This is a genomic window from Streptomyces atroolivaceus (genome assembly GCF_000717025.1).
Classification (GTDB): Bacteria; Actinomycetota; Actinomycetes; order Streptomycetales; family Streptomycetaceae; genus Streptomyces; species Streptomyces atroolivaceus.
In genome coordinates, this window is the sequence record NZ_JNXG01000014.1 from 46,077 (window position 1) to 61,988 (window position 15,912).

General features: G+C 68.4%; 13 protein-coding genes and 1 pseudogene. 3 read left to right on the forward strand and 11 right to left on the reverse strand.

What is annotated here, in order from left to right:
• Nucleotides 1–135: 135 nt before the first annotated feature.
• The 10 genes from OO67_RS24370 to OO67_RS24415 form a co-directional block, all read right to left on the reverse strand.
• Complete coding sequence (locus tag OO67_RS24370; protein ID WP_208861079.1) at nucleotides 136–294, reverse strand: hypothetical protein; 159 nt, start codon at nucleotides 292–294, stop codon at nucleotides 136–138.
• A 92-nt stretch (nucleotides 295–386) separates the two neighbouring features.
• Nucleotides 387–1,127 carry a cupin domain-containing protein gene (locus OO67_RS24375; RefSeq protein WP_033303470.1) on the reverse strand — a complete coding sequence of 247 codons (741 nt, stop codon included), beginning with the start codon at nucleotides 1,125–1,127 and terminating at the stop codon, nucleotides 387–389.
• The gene (locus tag OO67_RS24380; protein ID WP_244300305.1) at nucleotides 1,121–2,065 is read right to left on the reverse strand and encodes a DUF6807 domain-containing protein; all 945 of its coding nucleotides are present in this window, start codon (nucleotides 2,063–2,065) and stop codon (nucleotides 1,121–1,123) included. The genes OO67_RS24375 and OO67_RS24380 overlap by 7 nt, the downstream gene beginning before the upstream one ends.
• Entirely contained in the window at nucleotides 2,062–3,177 is a 1,116-nt protein-coding gene (locus OO67_RS24385) for a Gfo/Idh/MocA family protein (RefSeq protein ID WP_033303472.1), read from the reverse strand. The genes OO67_RS24380 and OO67_RS24385 overlap by 4 nt, the downstream gene beginning before the upstream one ends.
• A gap of 236 nt (nucleotides 3,178–3,413) precedes the next feature.
• Complete coding sequence (locus OO67_RS24390) at nucleotides 3,414–5,087, reverse strand: family 43 glycosylhydrolase (protein ID WP_051709750.1); 1,674 nt, start codon at nucleotides 5,085–5,087, stop codon at nucleotides 3,414–3,416.
• A 63-nt stretch (nucleotides 5,088–5,150) separates the two neighbouring features.
• Nucleotides 5,151–6,650, reverse strand: a complete 1,500-nt coding sequence (locus OO67_RS24395; RefSeq protein ID WP_244300306.1) for a Gfo/Idh/MocA family protein — start codon at nucleotides 6,648–6,650, stop codon at nucleotides 5,151–5,153.
• 117 nt (nucleotides 6,651–6,767) lie between these two features.
• On the reverse strand, nucleotides 6,768–8,102 hold the full coding sequence (locus tag OO67_RS24400; protein ID WP_033303473.1) for an ABC transporter substrate-binding protein: 1,335 nt from the start codon (nucleotides 8,100–8,102) through the stop codon (nucleotides 6,768–6,770).
• 43 nt (nucleotides 8,103–8,145) lie between these two features.
• On the reverse strand, nucleotides 8,146–9,051 hold the full coding sequence (locus OO67_RS24405) for a carbohydrate ABC transporter permease (protein ID WP_051709754.1): 906 nt from the start codon (nucleotides 9,049–9,051) through the stop codon (nucleotides 8,146–8,148).
• Nucleotides 9,041–9,985 (reverse strand): carbohydrate ABC transporter permease, encoded by a 945-nt coding sequence (locus OO67_RS24410; protein WP_033303474.1) that lies wholly within the window; start codon nucleotides 9,983–9,985, stop codon nucleotides 9,041–9,043. Before OO67_RS24410 ends, OO67_RS24405 begins: the two co-directional genes overlap by 11 nt.
• Before the next feature lie 203 nt (nucleotides 9,986–10,188).
• A complete protein-coding gene (locus OO67_RS24415; protein ID WP_033303475.1) occupies nucleotides 10,189–10,626 on the reverse strand; it encodes a Beta-galactosidase C-terminal domain in 438 nt (145 codons plus the stop codon).
• A 607-nt stretch (nucleotides 10,627–11,233) separates the two neighbouring features.
• Between OO67_RS24415 and OO67_RS24420 the strand changes: the two genes are divergently transcribed.
• Both OO67_RS24420 and OO67_RS40045 read left to right on the forward strand, forming a co-directional pair.
• Entirely contained in the window at nucleotides 11,234–12,247 is a 1,014-nt protein-coding gene (locus OO67_RS24420; protein WP_033303476.1) for a LacI family DNA-binding transcriptional regulator, read from the forward strand.
• Between the two features lie 170 nt (nucleotides 12,248–12,417).
• A pseudogene (locus OO67_RS40045) lies at nucleotides 12,418–12,516 on the forward strand (IS5/IS1182 family transposase); the annotation flags it as partial.
• 226 nt (nucleotides 12,517–12,742) lie between these two features.
• Here the strand turns inward: OO67_RS40045 and OO67_RS24425 are convergent.
• Nucleotides 12,743–14,323 carry a sigma-70 family RNA polymerase sigma factor gene (locus OO67_RS24425; protein WP_051709812.1) on the reverse strand — a complete coding sequence of 527 codons (1,581 nt, stop codon included), beginning with the start codon at nucleotides 14,321–14,323 and terminating at the stop codon, nucleotides 12,743–12,745.
• Between the two features lie 753 nt (nucleotides 14,324–15,076).
• On the opposite strand from OO67_RS24425, the gene OO67_RS24430 reads away from it, so the two are divergent.
• Nucleotides 15,077–15,862, forward strand: a complete 786-nt coding sequence (locus OO67_RS24430) for an Lcl C-terminal domain-containing protein (RefSeq protein WP_051709760.1) — start codon at nucleotides 15,077–15,079, stop codon at nucleotides 15,860–15,862.
• Nucleotides 15,863–15,912 lie beyond the last annotated feature (50 nt).

Genomic DNA, 15,912 nt, shown 5'->3' on the forward strand with positions numbered 1-15,912 from the left:
CAACCACACGGCCCCAGTCGTCCACGTATCCGGAGACGACGGTCCGGCACGGAAGCCCCTCTTCCTTGATGTGCCCCCCGAGGCGTGCGGCCACGGCACGGCTGCCCACCGTGGCCGCACGCCTCGGCCCAGCCCCTACGCGTTGAGGAACTCCAAGGCGGCGATGGGGCGACGCGTCGTAGGATCCCAGGCGCAACTGTTGTTGCCCTCGATGAACGGAGCGTAGCCTTGCGGCTCCCAGAAGAAGGTGCCCAGCCCGCCGAAGCCCTTGAGCCCGGTGACGAAGGCACTCAACGGGTCACGCACCTGCGTCGGCTTGCCCAGCGGGCCGCCGGGGCCCGCCAACGGTGAGGCGCGGGCCCACGGAGTGGGCTGGTATGCCGCCCTCAGCGCGGCACCGTCGCCCCCTCCACGGCGTACTCCTCGCGGCGCCCGCACATGCCGAGTCCGCCGTGGCGCGTGGGCTCGGCGACGTGCATGGTCGACGAAGACAGGTAGCCTTCCGCGTCGCCCCTTTCCAGGCTGTCGAGCTGTGCCCCGGTCCGCTCGGCGGCGGCCAGGGCGCCTGCGTGCCATAGTTTCCGCCAGGCGGGCACGCGCGGCCGGACCAGCGCGGCCGCGGCCCGCTGGAACGCCCGCAGGGGTTCGGCGTCGCCCGCCGCGAGCGCCTCGCGCAGCGGCAGATACCCCTCGACCGCCAAGTCCCGACGGCGCCGCGCCGCATCCTCCGCCTCCGGTCCCGCGAGGCTGGGCAGGGCGGCCGCCGTCGCGTACCTCTCCGGGTCGGTCAGGTACTCCGGCGGGAACGTGAACACCGCGTCACCCGCCTCCGGCAGCCCGCTGTTCTGCATCAGGACGGTGATCCGCAGATCCTCGCCCTGCACCATGCGGTGCACCGTGCCCGGCTCGAACCACGCCAGCGATCCCGTTTCCAGGGGGGTGTCCCGGTAGCCGTCCGGGCTCAGCGTCTGCACGGCGCCGCGCCCGCCCGTCACGACGTACGCCTCCGTGCACACCAGGTGCAGATGCGGGCTGCCGCCACAGACGCCGTCCGCCGCCTCCCAGTCGTACGCGGACAGGTGGGAGAGGCCGATCCCGCCGGGCAGCGGGCGGTCCAGGCTCACCACGCCAGCCCCTTGAGCCGGGCGACGACCCGCTCCCGGTCCCAGGCGCCGTCGGCGACCACGATCCGGTACCGGTAGCGGAACCTCTCGCCCGCCGGCAGCGCGAACTCCTCGAAGAACGCCCACGAGAACGCGACCGTCGGGATCGGCTCCGAGCGCACGAACCAGTGCGAGGCGTGGATCGCGTGAGCGTTCTCGGGAGCGTGTGCGAACACCAGCGTCGAGTGGGCGTCGATGTCGTCGTGCTCACCAGCGAACGCCAGCCACGGCGCCTGCGAGCCCATCAACCCGCTCTCCGAGGCCTCGCCTTGCGGCCCGAGCACCGTGCCGCCCGTGAAGTCGCGCGGCCCGCGCCACTGCAGACCCGTGTAGCCGGCCATCTCGCGACCCGCCGTGGTCGGCGAGCCGAAGTGCAGCGCCTCCCCGTCGGCGCGCGTGTTGGTCAGCTCGATCGACCAGTCGATGGCGTACGAGCCGGACTCCGTGTCCACGGAGTGCACCCGCACCCCGCGCTTCTCGCGGGCCCACTCCACGCCGCCGTTCTCGATCCACGTGAGGCCCTCGGTGAAGGCCAGCTCGTCGCCGCTCGCGTCCACGGCTTCGAACCCGTCGTGGCGCATCGAGCCGATGCGGTCGGGCAGTGGGAGGTAACCCTTGCCGTGGACATAGCAGTCGCCGCCCCAGAAGTTCTGCCCGGATAGGTGGCTGGCCGTCATTTGCAGGCCCTTGTGCCAGCGGTGGTCGTTTGGCCGGTACCCCGAGACCAGGTTGCCGGAGAGGGTGCGTAGCGGATGTACGTACGGCTTGCGGGCCTCGAATCCTGAAGGGTCCGGCTTGTAGACGTAGGAGAAGAGGTCCGTGCCGGTGGCGGTGGCGCGCACCACGATGCGCTCGCCGAGGGTGTGCGTGACCTCAAGGGTGTTCACTGCGTCACTGCTCACTGCTTCGGGCTCCAATCCGGGTGGTCGCCGTGCATCGCGGCATAGAACGGGTCGCCGGGGCCGATCTCGCCGGCCTTGACGGTGGCGCCGGTGAAGGCCGACTTGTACATCGCGGCAGCGAACTCCAGCGTGCTGCGGGCGCTTTGACCGCTGCCGGGCGGGCGGGTGCTGGCGTCGTACGCGTCGAGCAGCGCGGTCAGCTGCGCGGCGTGCGAGCTGGGTACGTCGGCGGCGGGCGCGGGCGGCTGCTCGGCTCCGGGGGCCGGGGTGTAGCGCCAGTCGTCGTTGCTGTGCCCGTACAGGTGGGTCAGCTCGACGGTGGCCTTCTCGCAGTCGATGCGGATGCGGCTCGTCTCGTCCGGCGAGAGCACGGAGTTGACGACCGTGCCGAGGGCGCCGTCCTTGAACCGGACGAGCGCGGTCGACACGTCCTCGCTCTCCGTGTCGTGCACGAGCCGGGCCGCCATCGCCTTGACCTCAGTCCACTCGCCGAGCAGATGCAGCATCAGGTCGAACTGGTGGATGCCGTGGCCCATCACCGGGCCGCCGCCCTCGCTGGCCCAACGGCCGCGCCAGGGAACCTCGTAGTAGGCGGTGTCGCGGTACCAGGTCGTCTGACATTGGGCGACGAGGGGGCGGCCGAGCGTGCCCTCGGCGAGCAGCGAGCGGGCGTGCACGGCGCCGGAACCGTAGCGGTGCTGGAAGACCACGGACGCGTAGGCGCCGGAGGCCTCCTCGGCGGCGGCGATCTCGTCGTACTCGGCGAGGGAGAGGGTGAGCGGCTTCTCGCACAGCACCCAAGCGCCCGCCTTCAGTGCCGCGACGGTCTGTTCGCAGTGGAGCACCGGCGGGGTGCCGATGAGAACGAGATCGGGCCGCGCCTCCTCCAGCATCGCGGTCAGGTCGGAGTACGCGGAGACATCCGCGAATCCGGCCTCTGCGGCCCGGTGACAGAAGGCGTCGAGCCGGCCACGGTCCACATCGACCGCGGCAACCAGGTCGATGCGGTCGCGCAGGCAGGCAAGGGCGGACAGATGGTTACCGGTGACGATTCCGCCGGTGCCGACGACGGCGGCACGCGGACGGGGTCCCGGACGTGAAGGGCTTGGCATGCGGGTTCCTTCGCATAGAACTTCAGAGGTGTAAGCGACTTCTGCCGGCGAAATCGCACAGGGGAGAAATCCCTCAAGCTCTGCCGATGGCCATGTCAATGACTGGGCCCAACGCAGAAGTGGGAGACTGGGCCACTCAGGCGCGTGCACGCTCCTGGGAGGAACTCGCACGACGCAAGCTCGAGTGAGGGCCTGCCTCGTGGCCAGGCTCGATGGAGTGAACGGCCTCCCGACAGCTACTCTGCCGTAGAGGTGGGTTGTGAGGTTCCCGTTCCCGCTCGCACCAGCGAGAGCGAGTCGACAGAGACCTTCTGGTCGTGTGCTTGGCTGCGGGCCTCGATGCTGATGCTGACACGGCCGGACGTGAGACACAGGTTGCCGAGGGCGTGTTCTTGCCAGCCGTACGTTGTCTGCGTGAGATCAAGAACGTAGCTCTCCCCTCGTCCGCCCCTGACCATGATGCGTGCGTATTGGAGCTTTTGAGTTGCTCTGGCTGTGGCCGTCAGCCGGTAGGTGCCCGGGGGGACATCGATGTCCTGTGACACCGATCCCGAGAACGCGCCAGGGTTGCCGAGCGCGGCGGCGAAACGCGAACCATTGGCGCCCGGGGAGGTGTTGGACAGGAACGGGTTCGTGGAGAAGCCCGTGTCGATGGTTGTGGTCCAACCGGTGAGTGCGGTGACCGGCACCCGGTCGGCGGCGAAGTCGGGGTTGAGTATGTAGTTGTTGCCCCGGCCTTCTCTCCATTGCCCGGTTCGTGCGTTCAGCTGCCACTCGCTCAGTGAGTGGAAGGCCAGGCGACCGGCTCTCATGGACAGTGGCACCCACTGGTTGTAACCCAGCCCGTTCCAGGCGAAGTTCGCCCAGCGATCGCCTGCGTAGATGACAGTGTCCTGCTTGGTGCCCTTGACGGTGAGGAAGAAGCCGGTCTGGGTGACGTGGCTGTAGTCCTTCTCGGTCCCGGGCAGGATGTATTCGCTCGAGTATTCGCCGAGGATGTCCTGGGTTCTGGACTGGATGATGTACGTGTGCGAGGAGTTCCAGCCGTGCAGGTCCGAGGTTGCGATGTAGTAGATCCCGTTCAGCTTGAACATGGCGTTGCCCTCGCGGCCGGCGGGGATGTAGCCGACCTTCTTGGCGGGTTCGATGCTGAGCGCGTCGGCGTCGGAGATCTTGCTGATGTAGGAGTTCTGACGGCCGCTGGGGTTGCTGAAGACCAGATAACTGCTGCCGTCGTCGTCCGTGAAGACCGTCTGGTCGCCGGTCCCCTGGTGTCCTACGTTCTCGATGTGCGTTTGGATGTCGGCGTAGGTGAAGTCGCCGGTGGGTGTGTCGCTCTGGAGGAACAGGAGGGCCCGTCCGGTCGGGTTCTCGTCGAAGGCCGACTTCATCTGTGTCACCAGGACGTACTTGCGGGTGTTCGGGTTGTACATGACCCCGAGGCGGCCCAGCCAGGAGGTGTCGGACAGGGTCTTCACCCGGGACAGTGAGTCGCCGGCCACGTCTTTGGAGGGCGGGATGTGCAGAGGCGTCGCCGTCGTGGCGATGTTCCCCTCGAATGTCCAGTTCACCAGGTCGCTTGAGGAGTAGGCGGTGATGGCGACGAAGGTGGCGTACGTGTCATAGCGGCGTGTCGGGTTGGCGTAGTACAGCTCGCCTCCGGCGTAGCGGACCCCGTACCAGTAGTAGCGGTCGCCGAACCGGAAGACTCCGCCGCCCTGGGAGTAGATCGGGTTGCCGTCGGTGTCGTGCCAGAAGGTGTCGTTACGGATGGTTCCGAACGCGGACCGGGTGCGGCTCCGGGCCTGGGCGGACGTGGGTGTCAGTCCTGTCAGTGCGCTCACGGCGCCTGCGGCGGTGCCGGCGAGGACAGCACGTCGGCCGATGCCTGCGTCTCGGGATGGACTCATGGCAATCTCCTGGATGGGGTCGGTGGGATGGTCCGGGTACGGGGTGGGCATGAGGGCGCGAAGTCAGGCGCGGGAGTGTGGGCCCTGGGCGACCGACCCATCCGTACGGTGCTCGGTCAGGTCGACCCCGAGGTGGAGGTCCTCGACGTCGACGGGCTGTCGGGTGAGCAGCGACTGGTTGGCGGCGGCGCCCACCGCCACGGCCCGGACGCCGTCGAGGTATCCGGCGGCCCGGCCGAGGCAGTCCGATGCCGTGCGCAGATCACGGCGGAAGATGTCCATGAGGAGGATGGCGTCGCCGCCGCCGTGGCCGCCGATGCCGTCGGGGATGGTCACTTCCTGGGCGCGCTGGAAGTGCTTCTGCACGATCAGGCGCTCTTCGGTCGGTCGGATGGCGTCGCTCACGCCGTCCTCGGGGGTGGCGGAGGGGTCCAGGAGGTGGTTGCCTTCGAGGTGGCCGCGTTCGACGACGCACAGTTCGGCTCGGCCCCTTGTGCCGTTGATCGAGACCCGGTAGCCCTCCCAGGGGCTGTGGGCGTTCAAGGAGTAGGTGAGCACGGCGCCGCGGGCGTAATCGACCACCACGGACATGTTGTCCTCGATCGTGACTCCTGGCGCGAAGGGGTCCTGGTCTCGCCGGTATCCGTCGTGCTGTTCGGCGCGGAGGTAGAGCGCCTCCAGGCGAGGATCGGCACGGAGGTCCAGGGCGAAGGGGTCGCCGGTGGTGCCGGTGCCCCGCTCAGGGCGCGGCCCCATGCCCAGCGCGGCGGCGTTGGCATCGCCGTAGAAACGCAGACCTCCCGAGGCGTACACGCGGACCGGGACGTCGTCGATCCACCAGTTCACCAGGTCGAAGTGGTGGCTGGCCTTGTGAACCAAGAGGCCGCCGGAGTTGGTCTTCTCACGGTGCCAGCGGCGGAAGTAGTCCGCACCGTGCATGGTGTCCAGCATCCACTCGAAGTGCACGCTGGTGACCTCGCCGACGGCGCCGTCCGCGATGACCTGCCGCAGCGTCGAATTGCGCGGTGCGTAGCGGTAGTTGAACGTCATGATGACGTCCCTGCCGGTGTCGGCGACGGCCTTGGTGACTAGACGGCAGCCTGCGGCGTCCGTCGTCAGGGGCTTTTCGACCACGGCGTCGGCGCCCGCGCGCAGGGTGCGGTCGACGAGTTCCGCATGGGTGCGGTCCAGGCTCGTGATGATGACCGCGTCGACGGACTGCTCGTCGATCAGCCGCTCCAGATCGGCAGGCAGGTAACGGGGCAGGCCCGCTGGTCCGGATGTACCGAGGGCATGGCCGACCCGCGCGTCGTAGTAGTCGATACGGGCGGGGTTGGGGTCCAGCCACGCGACGATCTCACCGACATCGGCGTGGTCGCCGAGGAGGGCTTCGACGTACATTCCGGCGCGGTGGCCGGTGCCGGCCACCGCGTAGCGACGGCGGGGGCGGTCGGCGGGGGGAGCCGCGAAGTCGGGGACGACGCCCCGCCCGGGTGTGGTGCCGGGGTGTTCCGCAGGGCGGGGTGCGGTGGGGTTCTGGTCGATGACGTGGTGCTCGGTCACGGGTCTCTGTCTCTCGGTGATAGGTGCATCGCGGGGCCATCGGCCGAAGGCGAAGCGTGGGCAGCGCGCCGCTTCAGTCGGCCCGGGGCGCTGCGATGACGACCGCGCGGAGAAAGGTCAGCCTGCTGAATAGATCTTGTCAGCCATCTCCTTGATGAAGGCCCGTGCTGCGTCCTTCGCACTGACCCGGCCGAACATGACTTCCTGCCCGTAGCGGGTGAGGGAGGCCTCGACGTCGTTGGCGCCCGTGGGAGCGATCGCCAGCGCCGGGCCCTCTGCCTTGTTCTCGATGGACTCGACGAACTCGGCCGCACGGCGGTCCTCGGAGGAAAGAGATCCCGCGACCTGCGCACGCACTGCAGGCACAGCGGGGAGGCCTCGCTCGGCTCCCAGAATCTTTGCCGTCTGCATGTCTCCGGTGAGGAAGTTCACCAGAAGCGCGGATTCCGCCGGGTGCCGGGTCTGCGCGGAGATCGACCAGTACATCGCCGGCTTGATGAACTGCCCTGAGTCGACTGCCTGTTCGCCCTTCTCGCCAGAGGGGAGGTCGACCAGGATGAACTCGTCTCCGCCGCTCGCCGCGGCGTAGGCGGCGAGCTGGCTGGCGAAGATGACCGACGTCGCCGCCTTGCCCGTAGCCAGGGGCGACTGGTCCAGGGGAAGCACGGCGGCGTCCGCGAGTTGAGACCTGCTCAGGGTGGCCTCGGACTTGATGAGCCGGTCCGCCCCGTTCCAGAAGGCAGTGAGTGTCTCGGGCCGTAGGACGATGTGTCCGTCGTCGCTGAACAGGCGATCGCCTCGTTGGCGGGCGAACAGCTCGAGCGCCGACGAGCCCGCCAGGGGCAGCGCTCCCGCGACCTTGCCGCCTGAGACGCGGTTCACCTTGGCGGCGAAGACCTCGTACTCGCTCCAGGTCCAGGACTTGGTGTCGGGCAGCTTCAGTCCGAGCTTGTCGAGGAGCGTGGTGTTGACGGCGAGGCCTGGGGCGGTGACGGCGTTGGGGACCGCGTACAGCTTTCCCTCGTAGCGGCCGGTGCCGAGCAGCTTGGCCGGCAGCCTGCCGCGGTCCAGGAACTTGGACTTGCCGAGGTCGAGGAGGGCTCCACGGTCCGCGTACGCGGACAGGTAGAGGGCGTCCATCTGGATGACGTCCGGAGGGTCTCCTGCGGCACTCATCGTGGCCAGGCGGTCCCAGTAGCCGGTCCAGTCCGAGTACTCCATCCGGACATGGATGCGGGGATGTTTCTTCTCGAAGAGCCGCACGGCGTCGGCCGTCAGCTTCTGCCGTTCCTCGGCGCCCCACCAGTTCAGACGGATGGTGACGCGGTCCCGGCTGAGCCGGTCGGGGCCCGTCTCCCTGCCCACGGCGCAGCCGGTCAGGGACAGGGCAGTGAGGGCGGCGGCGACGAGCATGCTCACCGACTCACGGCGTGTGCCGCGCTTGAGCAGCATGTCTTTCCCTTCGTGAGATCGTGCGGGGATCAAGCGGCGTCGCTCACTTGCCGCCGGTTGTGGCGATGCCCCGGATGAGATAGCGCTGGCCGAAGGTGAAGGCCACCAGTACGGGGATGATCGACAGGACGCTCATGGCGAAGAGCGATCCGTAGGACGAGTTGGCCTGGGCGTCGATGAAGGACCGCAGGGCCACTGGGACCGTGTACTTGCCGGGATCGGTCAGGAAGACCAGCTGCGAGAAGAAGTCACCCCACGTCCAGATGAACGTGAAGATCGCCGTGGTGGCGAGGGCGGGCGTCATGAGCGGGAGGATGATCTGCAGGAAGATCCGGGGGTGGCCGGCACCGTCGATCCGGGCGGCCTCGTCAAGCTCGCGGGGCAGCCCACGGATGAACTGCACCATCAGGAAGATGAAGAACCCGTCCGTGGCGAGGAACTTGGGCACGATCAGCGGCAGGAACGTGTTGATCCAGCCGAGCTGGGCGAAGAGCACGTACTGCGGGATGATCAGCACGTGGATCGGCAGCATGATCGTGAGCAGCATGATGGCGAACGCGGACTTCTTGAACCGGAAGCTGAGACGGGCGAAGGCATAAGCCGTCATCGAGCAGGCGATGAGGTTGCCGATGACCGAACCCAGCACCACGATCGCCGAGTTGAGCAAGTAGGTGCTGAAGGGGTGGGTGAGCGCGCTCCAGCCCTCGGTGTAGTTCTCGGCGGCGAAGGTGTCCAGGAAGATGCCCGAGTCGGTGAAGATCGAGCCGTCCGGTCGCAGGGAGCTGACCACCATCCACAGGACGGGATAGAGGGCGACGATCACCAGGGTGATGAAGAGGCCGTGTCGCAGGATCCGCGGCGCGTGCCGCCGCCTGCGCTCCCGCGTGGGAGCGGGGGCAAGGGCGGGGGAAGACACCGCCGTCTCGTGGGTCAGGTGGTCAGTCGTCATAGAAAACCCAGTATTTGGAGGCCCAGAAGTTCATGGCGGTAAAGGCGCCGACGATGATCAGCAGCAGCCAGGCGAGCGCGGAGGCGTAGCCCATACGGAAGGAGCCGAAGCCCTCCTGGTACAGGTAGAGCGTGTAGAAGAGCGTGGAGTCCGTGGGCCCGCCGGTGCCGCCGGAGACGACGAACGCCTGGGTGAAGGACTGGAAGGCGCCGATGATGCCGAGCACCAGGTTGAAGAAGATCATCGGGGTGAGCAGCGGCAGCGTGATCGACCTGAACTGCCGCAGAGGGCCGGCCCCGTCGGTCGCGGCTGCCTCGTAGTACTCACGAGGAATCTGCCGCAGCCCGGCCAGGAAGATCACCATGGGTGAGCCGAACGTCCACACGTGCAGCAGGATCACCGTGCCGAGCGCGGTGTCGGGGTCGCCCACCCAGCTCCGCGACGCGACTCCGAAGACGCCGAGGACGTCGTTCACCAGGCCGTCGTCGCCGAAGATGATCCGCCACAGCACTGCGATCGCGACGCTGCCCCCCAGCAGGCTGGGAAGATAGAGGGCGGAGCGGTAGAACGTGAGGCCGCGCATGCCGCGGTCCAGCATGAGCGCGAGTCCCAGGGCGGCGGCGAGCTGGAGCGGGACCCCGGTGATCACGTAGGTGAAGGTGACCTTCAGCGACTGGTGCAGGCGTGCGTCGTGCACCATGTGGACGATGTTGTCCAGGCCGGTGAAGTGTGCGGCCTGCAGCAGGTTGTAGTCCGTGAAGGACAGGTACAGGGAGACGAGCATGGGGCCGAGCGTGAGGCCCAACAGGCCGACCAGCCACGGCAGAAGGAAGACCAGCGCCGCCTTGTTGTCCCGTTCGTCCGCACGTCGAGCGGCTCGGGGCAGGCCTTTCGGCCGCTGGGAAGCGACGCGCCGAAGCTCCGCAATACTCATGGGGTGGCGCACCTCCCGGCACTCCGGCGGCTGAGGTGGGCTGGGCGTCGCTTCGAGGCACGTACGTCCTCGGTGGTGCGGGGCACCGCGAGGGATTCGGTGGGGACTTTCACGGCTCTGGTCCCTTCAGTCGGGCGGGCTCGGTGGGGCAGGTTCGATGAGGGCTCGACGGCTCGCGAGCCGACGGACGGGTTGAGGGCGGCTCAGCGCTCGCGGATGATGGTGACCTCGCGCGCCGGCAGACTCGTTCGGCCCGCTGTCACGCTCCGGCCGGACATCAGGTCGTCGCCGCCGACGGGGATCTCCGCGTCGGTACCGGTGTGATTCATGAGGAAGAGGAACCTTTCCCCGTGCTCACCGTGGCGTCGTACGGCCCCGATGCCCGTGGGCAGGCCAGGCACTCCGGCGGTCGCGCCGGCCTCATCCAGGAGCGACTCGAGGATCCGGTCGGTGCCTTCCTCGTCGAGTCGGGTGACGACGTACCAGGCGGCGCCGCTCTCGACGGCCCGGCGGGCGGAGCCATCGGTGAGCGGGCCGTCGGACCAGGTGTGCACGGCCTGAGCACCTTCGCTGCGAGTCCTCTCGCTCCACAGGTCCGCGCGCGCCCCTTCGTCGAGGGTGTGGGCCTCGTCGGCCTGCATCGCCCGGAACTCCCGGGTGAGGGCATGTCGATGCGGCTCATGACTCTCCTTTGCGTCGATGGCCTGCTGTACGGAGCGATGCGCCGAAAACCCACTGGAACGATTCAGCCAACGTCGAAGTCGAGGCCTGGCGCCGGCCGCTGATGTGCCGACAGGAGCAATTCTGTCGGTAGGCGTTCACCACTGAGCGAGGGGTCGATGCAAGCAGCAACGCCCCCTCCGAACGACCTTGAGTTAACGGTCACCCAAGCAGCCGGCCCAACATTAGGGGCGCCCGATGGGTGCGTCAATGCGCCGGGGGAAGGTCGGTCACGCACGAAGTCATCGCCACGGCGGTCTCACGGAGTGATCGATCACCTATGCGGTCAACCCTGTTCTCGCGGGTCGAATACCGGTCACCGAATTCCCTTTCGAGCGGGTGACTTGCCCCTGCAGAGAAGCGCCGACCTGGCCGGACCAGAACTTCTCGATGATCGATCACTTCTCGCGGTCGGTATGACCACCCACTTTGGTAGCCTCAGTCCGCGTTGCTACCGCAGCAGGATGGTCATGACGACCAGTGAACGATCACTAGGTGGAGTCGTGGCGTCCGGAGTGAGGAGGACGGGTGAGCAGTGACGCGCCGACGAGGCGGCCGACGATCAAGGACGTGGCACGCCTGGCAGGGGTGTCACACCAAACCGTCTCGCGCTACCTGCGCTCGGATACCTCCATCAACGACGCCATGCGTGAGAGCATCAGGCAGGCCATCGCACAGCTCGGATACCGTCCGAACCTCGCCGCCCGAGCCATGCGCAACCGCAAGACTGGGCGACTGGCCCTGCTCATGCCGTCCGGAACCGCGGTCAGCTCACTGGAGATGCTGGCCGGGGCCACCGCCGATGCCCGCGAGGCGGGGTATTCGATTGAAGTCATCATTCTGGGCGACCCCGTGGAGGCGCGTGCCCAACGCGTCATGGAACTGTCCGACTACGGGGTCTTCGAAGGCATGCTTTCGCTCACCCCTCTCCCCAGTCTCCCCCATCGCGCAGTATCAGGCGGTACCGTTATCGCGGTGTCCGCCGACTACGACGACCAGATGCGCAGCATCGGCGCTCTCGCCGACGCGACTTCGGCGAGCGAGATCATCGAACGCCTTGCGAGCCAAGGACACCGCAGGTTCCTTCACATGGCTGGCGACTACGCTCACACCGCGGCTGGCGCGAGAAGGCAGGTCTACCTCGACACAGTTCGACGCCTGGGCCTGGAGTCCTACGGCGTCGTGGACTGCGAGTGGCTGCCTGCGCGCGCACGCGAGGCCATCCGCAACCTCCCCGAGGACAGCGGCGTTACAGCCGTGATCGCAGCGAACGACCTTCTGGCGGCCGCGACCGTCCGAGGTGCACTCGACCGCGGTTGGAGCGTGCCACGTGATCTGAGCGTCACGGGCTGGGACAACAACCCGGTGGGCGCCGAGATGGTGCCCTCGCTCACCACCGTGGCCGTTGACAACGAACACCTCGGACGCCGCGCCGTCCGACGGTTGCTGGCCGTAATGGCGGGAGAACCGGCCCCCGAGGAGGACGGCCTGCTGACCCGGATCATCTGGCGCGAGTCCACCGCTCCTCCGGGGCGTTCCTGACCGTTCGCAGAAGCACTGCCGCTTCTACCAACTCTGAGTGGGCGGGTCGTGAGTCCTTGAGTGGCTCTGCTGTCGCCTGATGGTGTGGTAGCAGGGGGCATCTACCGGTCCGCGGGTACTGATCTGGTGATGTGATCGGGTAAGGGAACGCAAGCCCGTACCCGAGTGACCTGTCTGACGAGCAGTGGTCGTTGATCGAGCCGGTGATCACCGCGTGGAAGGACCGGCACCGCTCGGCCAGCGGCCACCGGGGCGCCTACGAAGGCCGCACCTGGCGCGGCTGGCACCACCACGTCACCCTCGTCGCCGCCGCCCAAACCCTCCTCGCCCTCAGGCGGCTCGGCCCGAAGCACACACGTCGGCCTGCCCCTCCACCAGGTCCTGGACCTCCCGCAAGACCTGCTGAAGGGCTGGACCGGCACCTGCACCACCTGCAACCGACCCCTGCCCCGCAACCGGACCGGACGCAGAACCGAACGCTGCACTACCAGGGCTTCAAGGCGTCACAAAGTTGAATGATGTGGTGCGCCCGTACCCGGAGTCGGCCCCCTCCTGGGCTTCGAGCCACAGCTCACCGTCCTCGCGGTAACGCAGGTGCGAGAGTGGGCTGTTGAAGGCGAACAACGATTTGGAGCCCTCCACCGCTCCCCCGCGTACGCAGTAGGTGGCATCGGCCCGGAAACGGGCGCTTCCGTCGTTCTTTCCCAGTTCCACCACTCCCTCGCGATAGCCGGTGTGCCGCAGGTAGGCGCCGCTGGTGTCCCGGAACGAATAGCAGCCTGTGCCCATGAGGCCTCGTGTGACGGTGAAGACCAGGCGTTGGGAAGCGAGCGAGATCCCCTCCCGCGCGGTCATCATCACTGCTCGTTCATCCACTCCGGCTATGTACCGGCCGGGTTCGGCCGCTGCTTCCAAGGCGTGAGGGCCGAGCATTCCCGGCACCGGAACGGCGGTGGGCGTGGCGGTGGGACTCACGGACGGCGCCGGAGAGATCGTGGGCGACGTGGTGCTCGGCCGCGGGGAGGTCTCAGGAACAGAGGCAGAAGCGGAGACGGAGGCCGGCGCCGGCCGGGGTCTCGCTTCGGGAGCAGCGTCAGACCCCGAGTGCACGGTGAGCCCGTACCAGAGACCCACACCGGCCAGCGCGAGTACGCCGGATGTCACCACCGCGGCAGGTCCGTGGGCCTGCCCGGCCGCTCGGGCGGCCTGACGGGAGACGGAAAGCAGCCCTTCCGCCTTGGCTGCCGCAACGCCACCGTGCGCGCCCGTGAGGGCTCCTGCGACCAGGTGGGCGCCGAGCCCCAGCGGCAACGGGACCAAGGCCAGGCGGCCCAGCAGTCCCTCCGCAGGTATGAGGCCACCGCGGGCGCTCCAGCAGTACGGGCAGTCACGGACGTGCCGGTTCAGCCGCTTGCGCCACAGAGCACTGGGATGACGGTCCCAGGAAGGCAGGAGGCTGGTCAGCTCTGCGCAACGGGGCGAGGCGGCCAACGCCCGCAGCACGGAACGGGCCGCCTCCAGGCGTTCCTTGACGCGAGCCACACGCACCGCTGCCTGGTGGGGGTCGAGCCCGTCAGCGGCCGCCCAGTCGCTGCGAGTCAACTGCCCTGCGGCTTCCATCCACCACAGGGACAAGGTCTCCCGGTCCGCCTCCTCCAGCCACCGTGTAGCCTCCACCGCCTCCCGGCGCTGCCCGGACAGATCCAGCCGGAGGATCGTGAGGTCGGCGAAGTCCGCCTGCGGATCGGCCTGAGCGGTGGCGTCCTCGGGCAGCCCTGCTCGCGGCCGGGTCTGCCGGGCCTGCCAGGAGTCTCGCACCTGACGCACCGCTATGGCGACGAGCCAGGAACGGAAACGTTCCGGCTCGCGCAGCGCGGAAAGATTCTTCACCGCGCGGAGCATGGTTTCCTGCACGACATCGTCGACGTCGGGGTGTCCGTCCATGGCCCGTCCGACGATGTTGTAGATCAGCGGCAGATAGTCCGCCACCAGAGCCTCGAGGGCCTGCCTGTCACCCTCAACGGCAGCCGTTACCCGGGCGGCCTCCGAATGCACCTCAGGCTCGTGCGAGCGCACGTACGCCACCGTCCCCTCACGTCTCACTTCGTGTGCCGTGACGTGGACAGCCCCAAGCCGCCCGGCGTGAGGCCGCCGTCACGCTGCGACAGTGTGCCATCGTCGGCGGGCAGTGACGTAACGACGAGGCGCCGGAGCAGTGTCCGGATTCCGCTGGCACCGTGCTCGCCCCGGCCGTAGCACCTGGCCTGACCGGGCCGGGACCGCCCCGTTCATGTGATGGGTGTCACATCGCATAAGTCCCGTGTTTTCTGAGACATCGAGCCCGCTCCTCGGTCTCCACTCGTATGGCACCGTCCGGAGGTGCCGTGGTGGGGACAGGAACGGCCCGCCACTCCGCTCACAAGTGACAGGGACAGGAGGGGTGCCGTGCGTTTCGAGCACCGCCGTCGCAGAGGAGGCCCGACTCCGCGTCACCGAGCAGCTCGGACAAGGCGAGGACGTTCGATCACCGCGCTCGCCGCCACCGCGGCGCTGGTCGCCGCCGTCGGGGTCGCGTACACGGCGGCAACGGATCGGCACACCGATTCCCCGGAACAGGCGGCCGTCGCCACGTCCGAGCAGCCCTCGCCCTCACCCGCCGGCGGAACCGCCCGTCCGCCCTCACCGACGCGGACTTCCGGGACTCCCCGGGCCGACGCGAGCGCCGAGACGAAGACTTCGGCTGTGCCCACGGTGGCCTCCGCGTCCCCACGGGCCAGGCCGCCGGCCGACTGCCGTGGCGCCCTCGCCTCGCGGTGGGCGAACTGGCCCATGCCCAACGCACGGACCGGTGGGCTGCCCTCCCCGGCGAGTTACACGAACCAGGGCAACGGCACCGTGCGCGACAACGTCACCTGCCTCCTCTGGCAGCGCACGCCAGCGCCCCAGCGCCATACATTCACCGACGCCCGGGCCTACTGTGCGCGTCTGAAGCTGGTCGGCGACGGCTGGCGACTGCCCAGCCGGATCGAGGTGATGTCTTTGGTGGACACCACGAGATCGGGCCCCGCCATCGACACCACGGCCTTCCCCGGCACACCGGCTCGGTTTTTCTGGACCTCTTCACCCTGGGCTGTGACGAAGGCACCGCCGCGGGCGTGGATCGTCAATTTCTACGAGGGCCTCACCAGCAACGCCGCCGAGCAGTCCGGGTCGTACCAGGTGCGGTGCGTCCGCGGCGGCAGTGGTTCCGGCAGCCCGGCGTACCGGACCGGCGGCGGCCGGGTCACCGATCCCACGACGGGGCTCACGTGGCAGCGGGCCACCGCGCCCGGCACCATGTCCCCCGCTGCCGCCGATGCCTACTGCGCCGCCCTCACTGTGGGTGGACGCGCCTGGCGCCTGCCCACGGTGAAGGAGCTCGCCACCCTCGTCGACGACAGCCGCGTCAGCCCGGCCATCGACCGTGCCGCCTTCCCGGACACACCCGGAACCGGTGCGTACTGGTCCGCCAGTGCCTTCGCACCGGAGACCTCCCAGCGCTGGTTCCTCAGCTACAACGACGGCATCACCAGCCATCGTCAGCTCGCGGGCGCGTATGTCCGCTACGTCAGCTGAGCCGCGAGTGGGTCGGCGGAAAGGGCAAGAGGGAACGAGGAGGCACACCA

Excerpts from the sequence above, each read along its gene's own strand:
- OO67_RS24385 (WP_033303472.1), bottom strand. The coding sequence starts at position 3,177 with ATGCCAAGCCCTTCACGTCCGGGACCCCGTCCGCGTGCCGCCGTCGTC.
- OO67_RS24390 (WP_051709750.1), bottom strand. The coding sequence starts at position 5,087 with ATGAGTCCATCCCGAGACGCAGGCATCGGCCGACGTGCTGTCCTCGCC.
- OO67_RS24400 (WP_033303473.1), bottom strand. The coding sequence starts at position 8,102 with ATGCTGCTCAAGCGCGGCACACGCCGTGAGTCGGTGAGCATGCTCGTC.
- OO67_RS24405 (WP_051709754.1), bottom strand. The coding sequence starts at position 9,051 with ATGACGACTGACCACCTGACCCACGAGACGGCGGTGTCTTCCCCCGCC.
- OO67_RS24410 (WP_033303474.1), bottom strand. The coding sequence starts at position 9,985 with ATGAGTATTGCGGAGCTTCGGCGCGTCGCTTCCCAGCGGCCGAAAGGC.
- OO67_RS24415 (WP_033303475.1), bottom strand. The coding sequence starts at position 10,626 with ATGCAGGCCGACGAGGCCCACACCCTCGACGAAGGGGCGCGCGCGGAC.
- OO67_RS24430 (WP_051709760.1), top strand. The coding sequence starts at position 15,077 with ATGCCCAACGCACGGACCGGTGGGCTGCCCTCCCCGGCGAGTTACACG.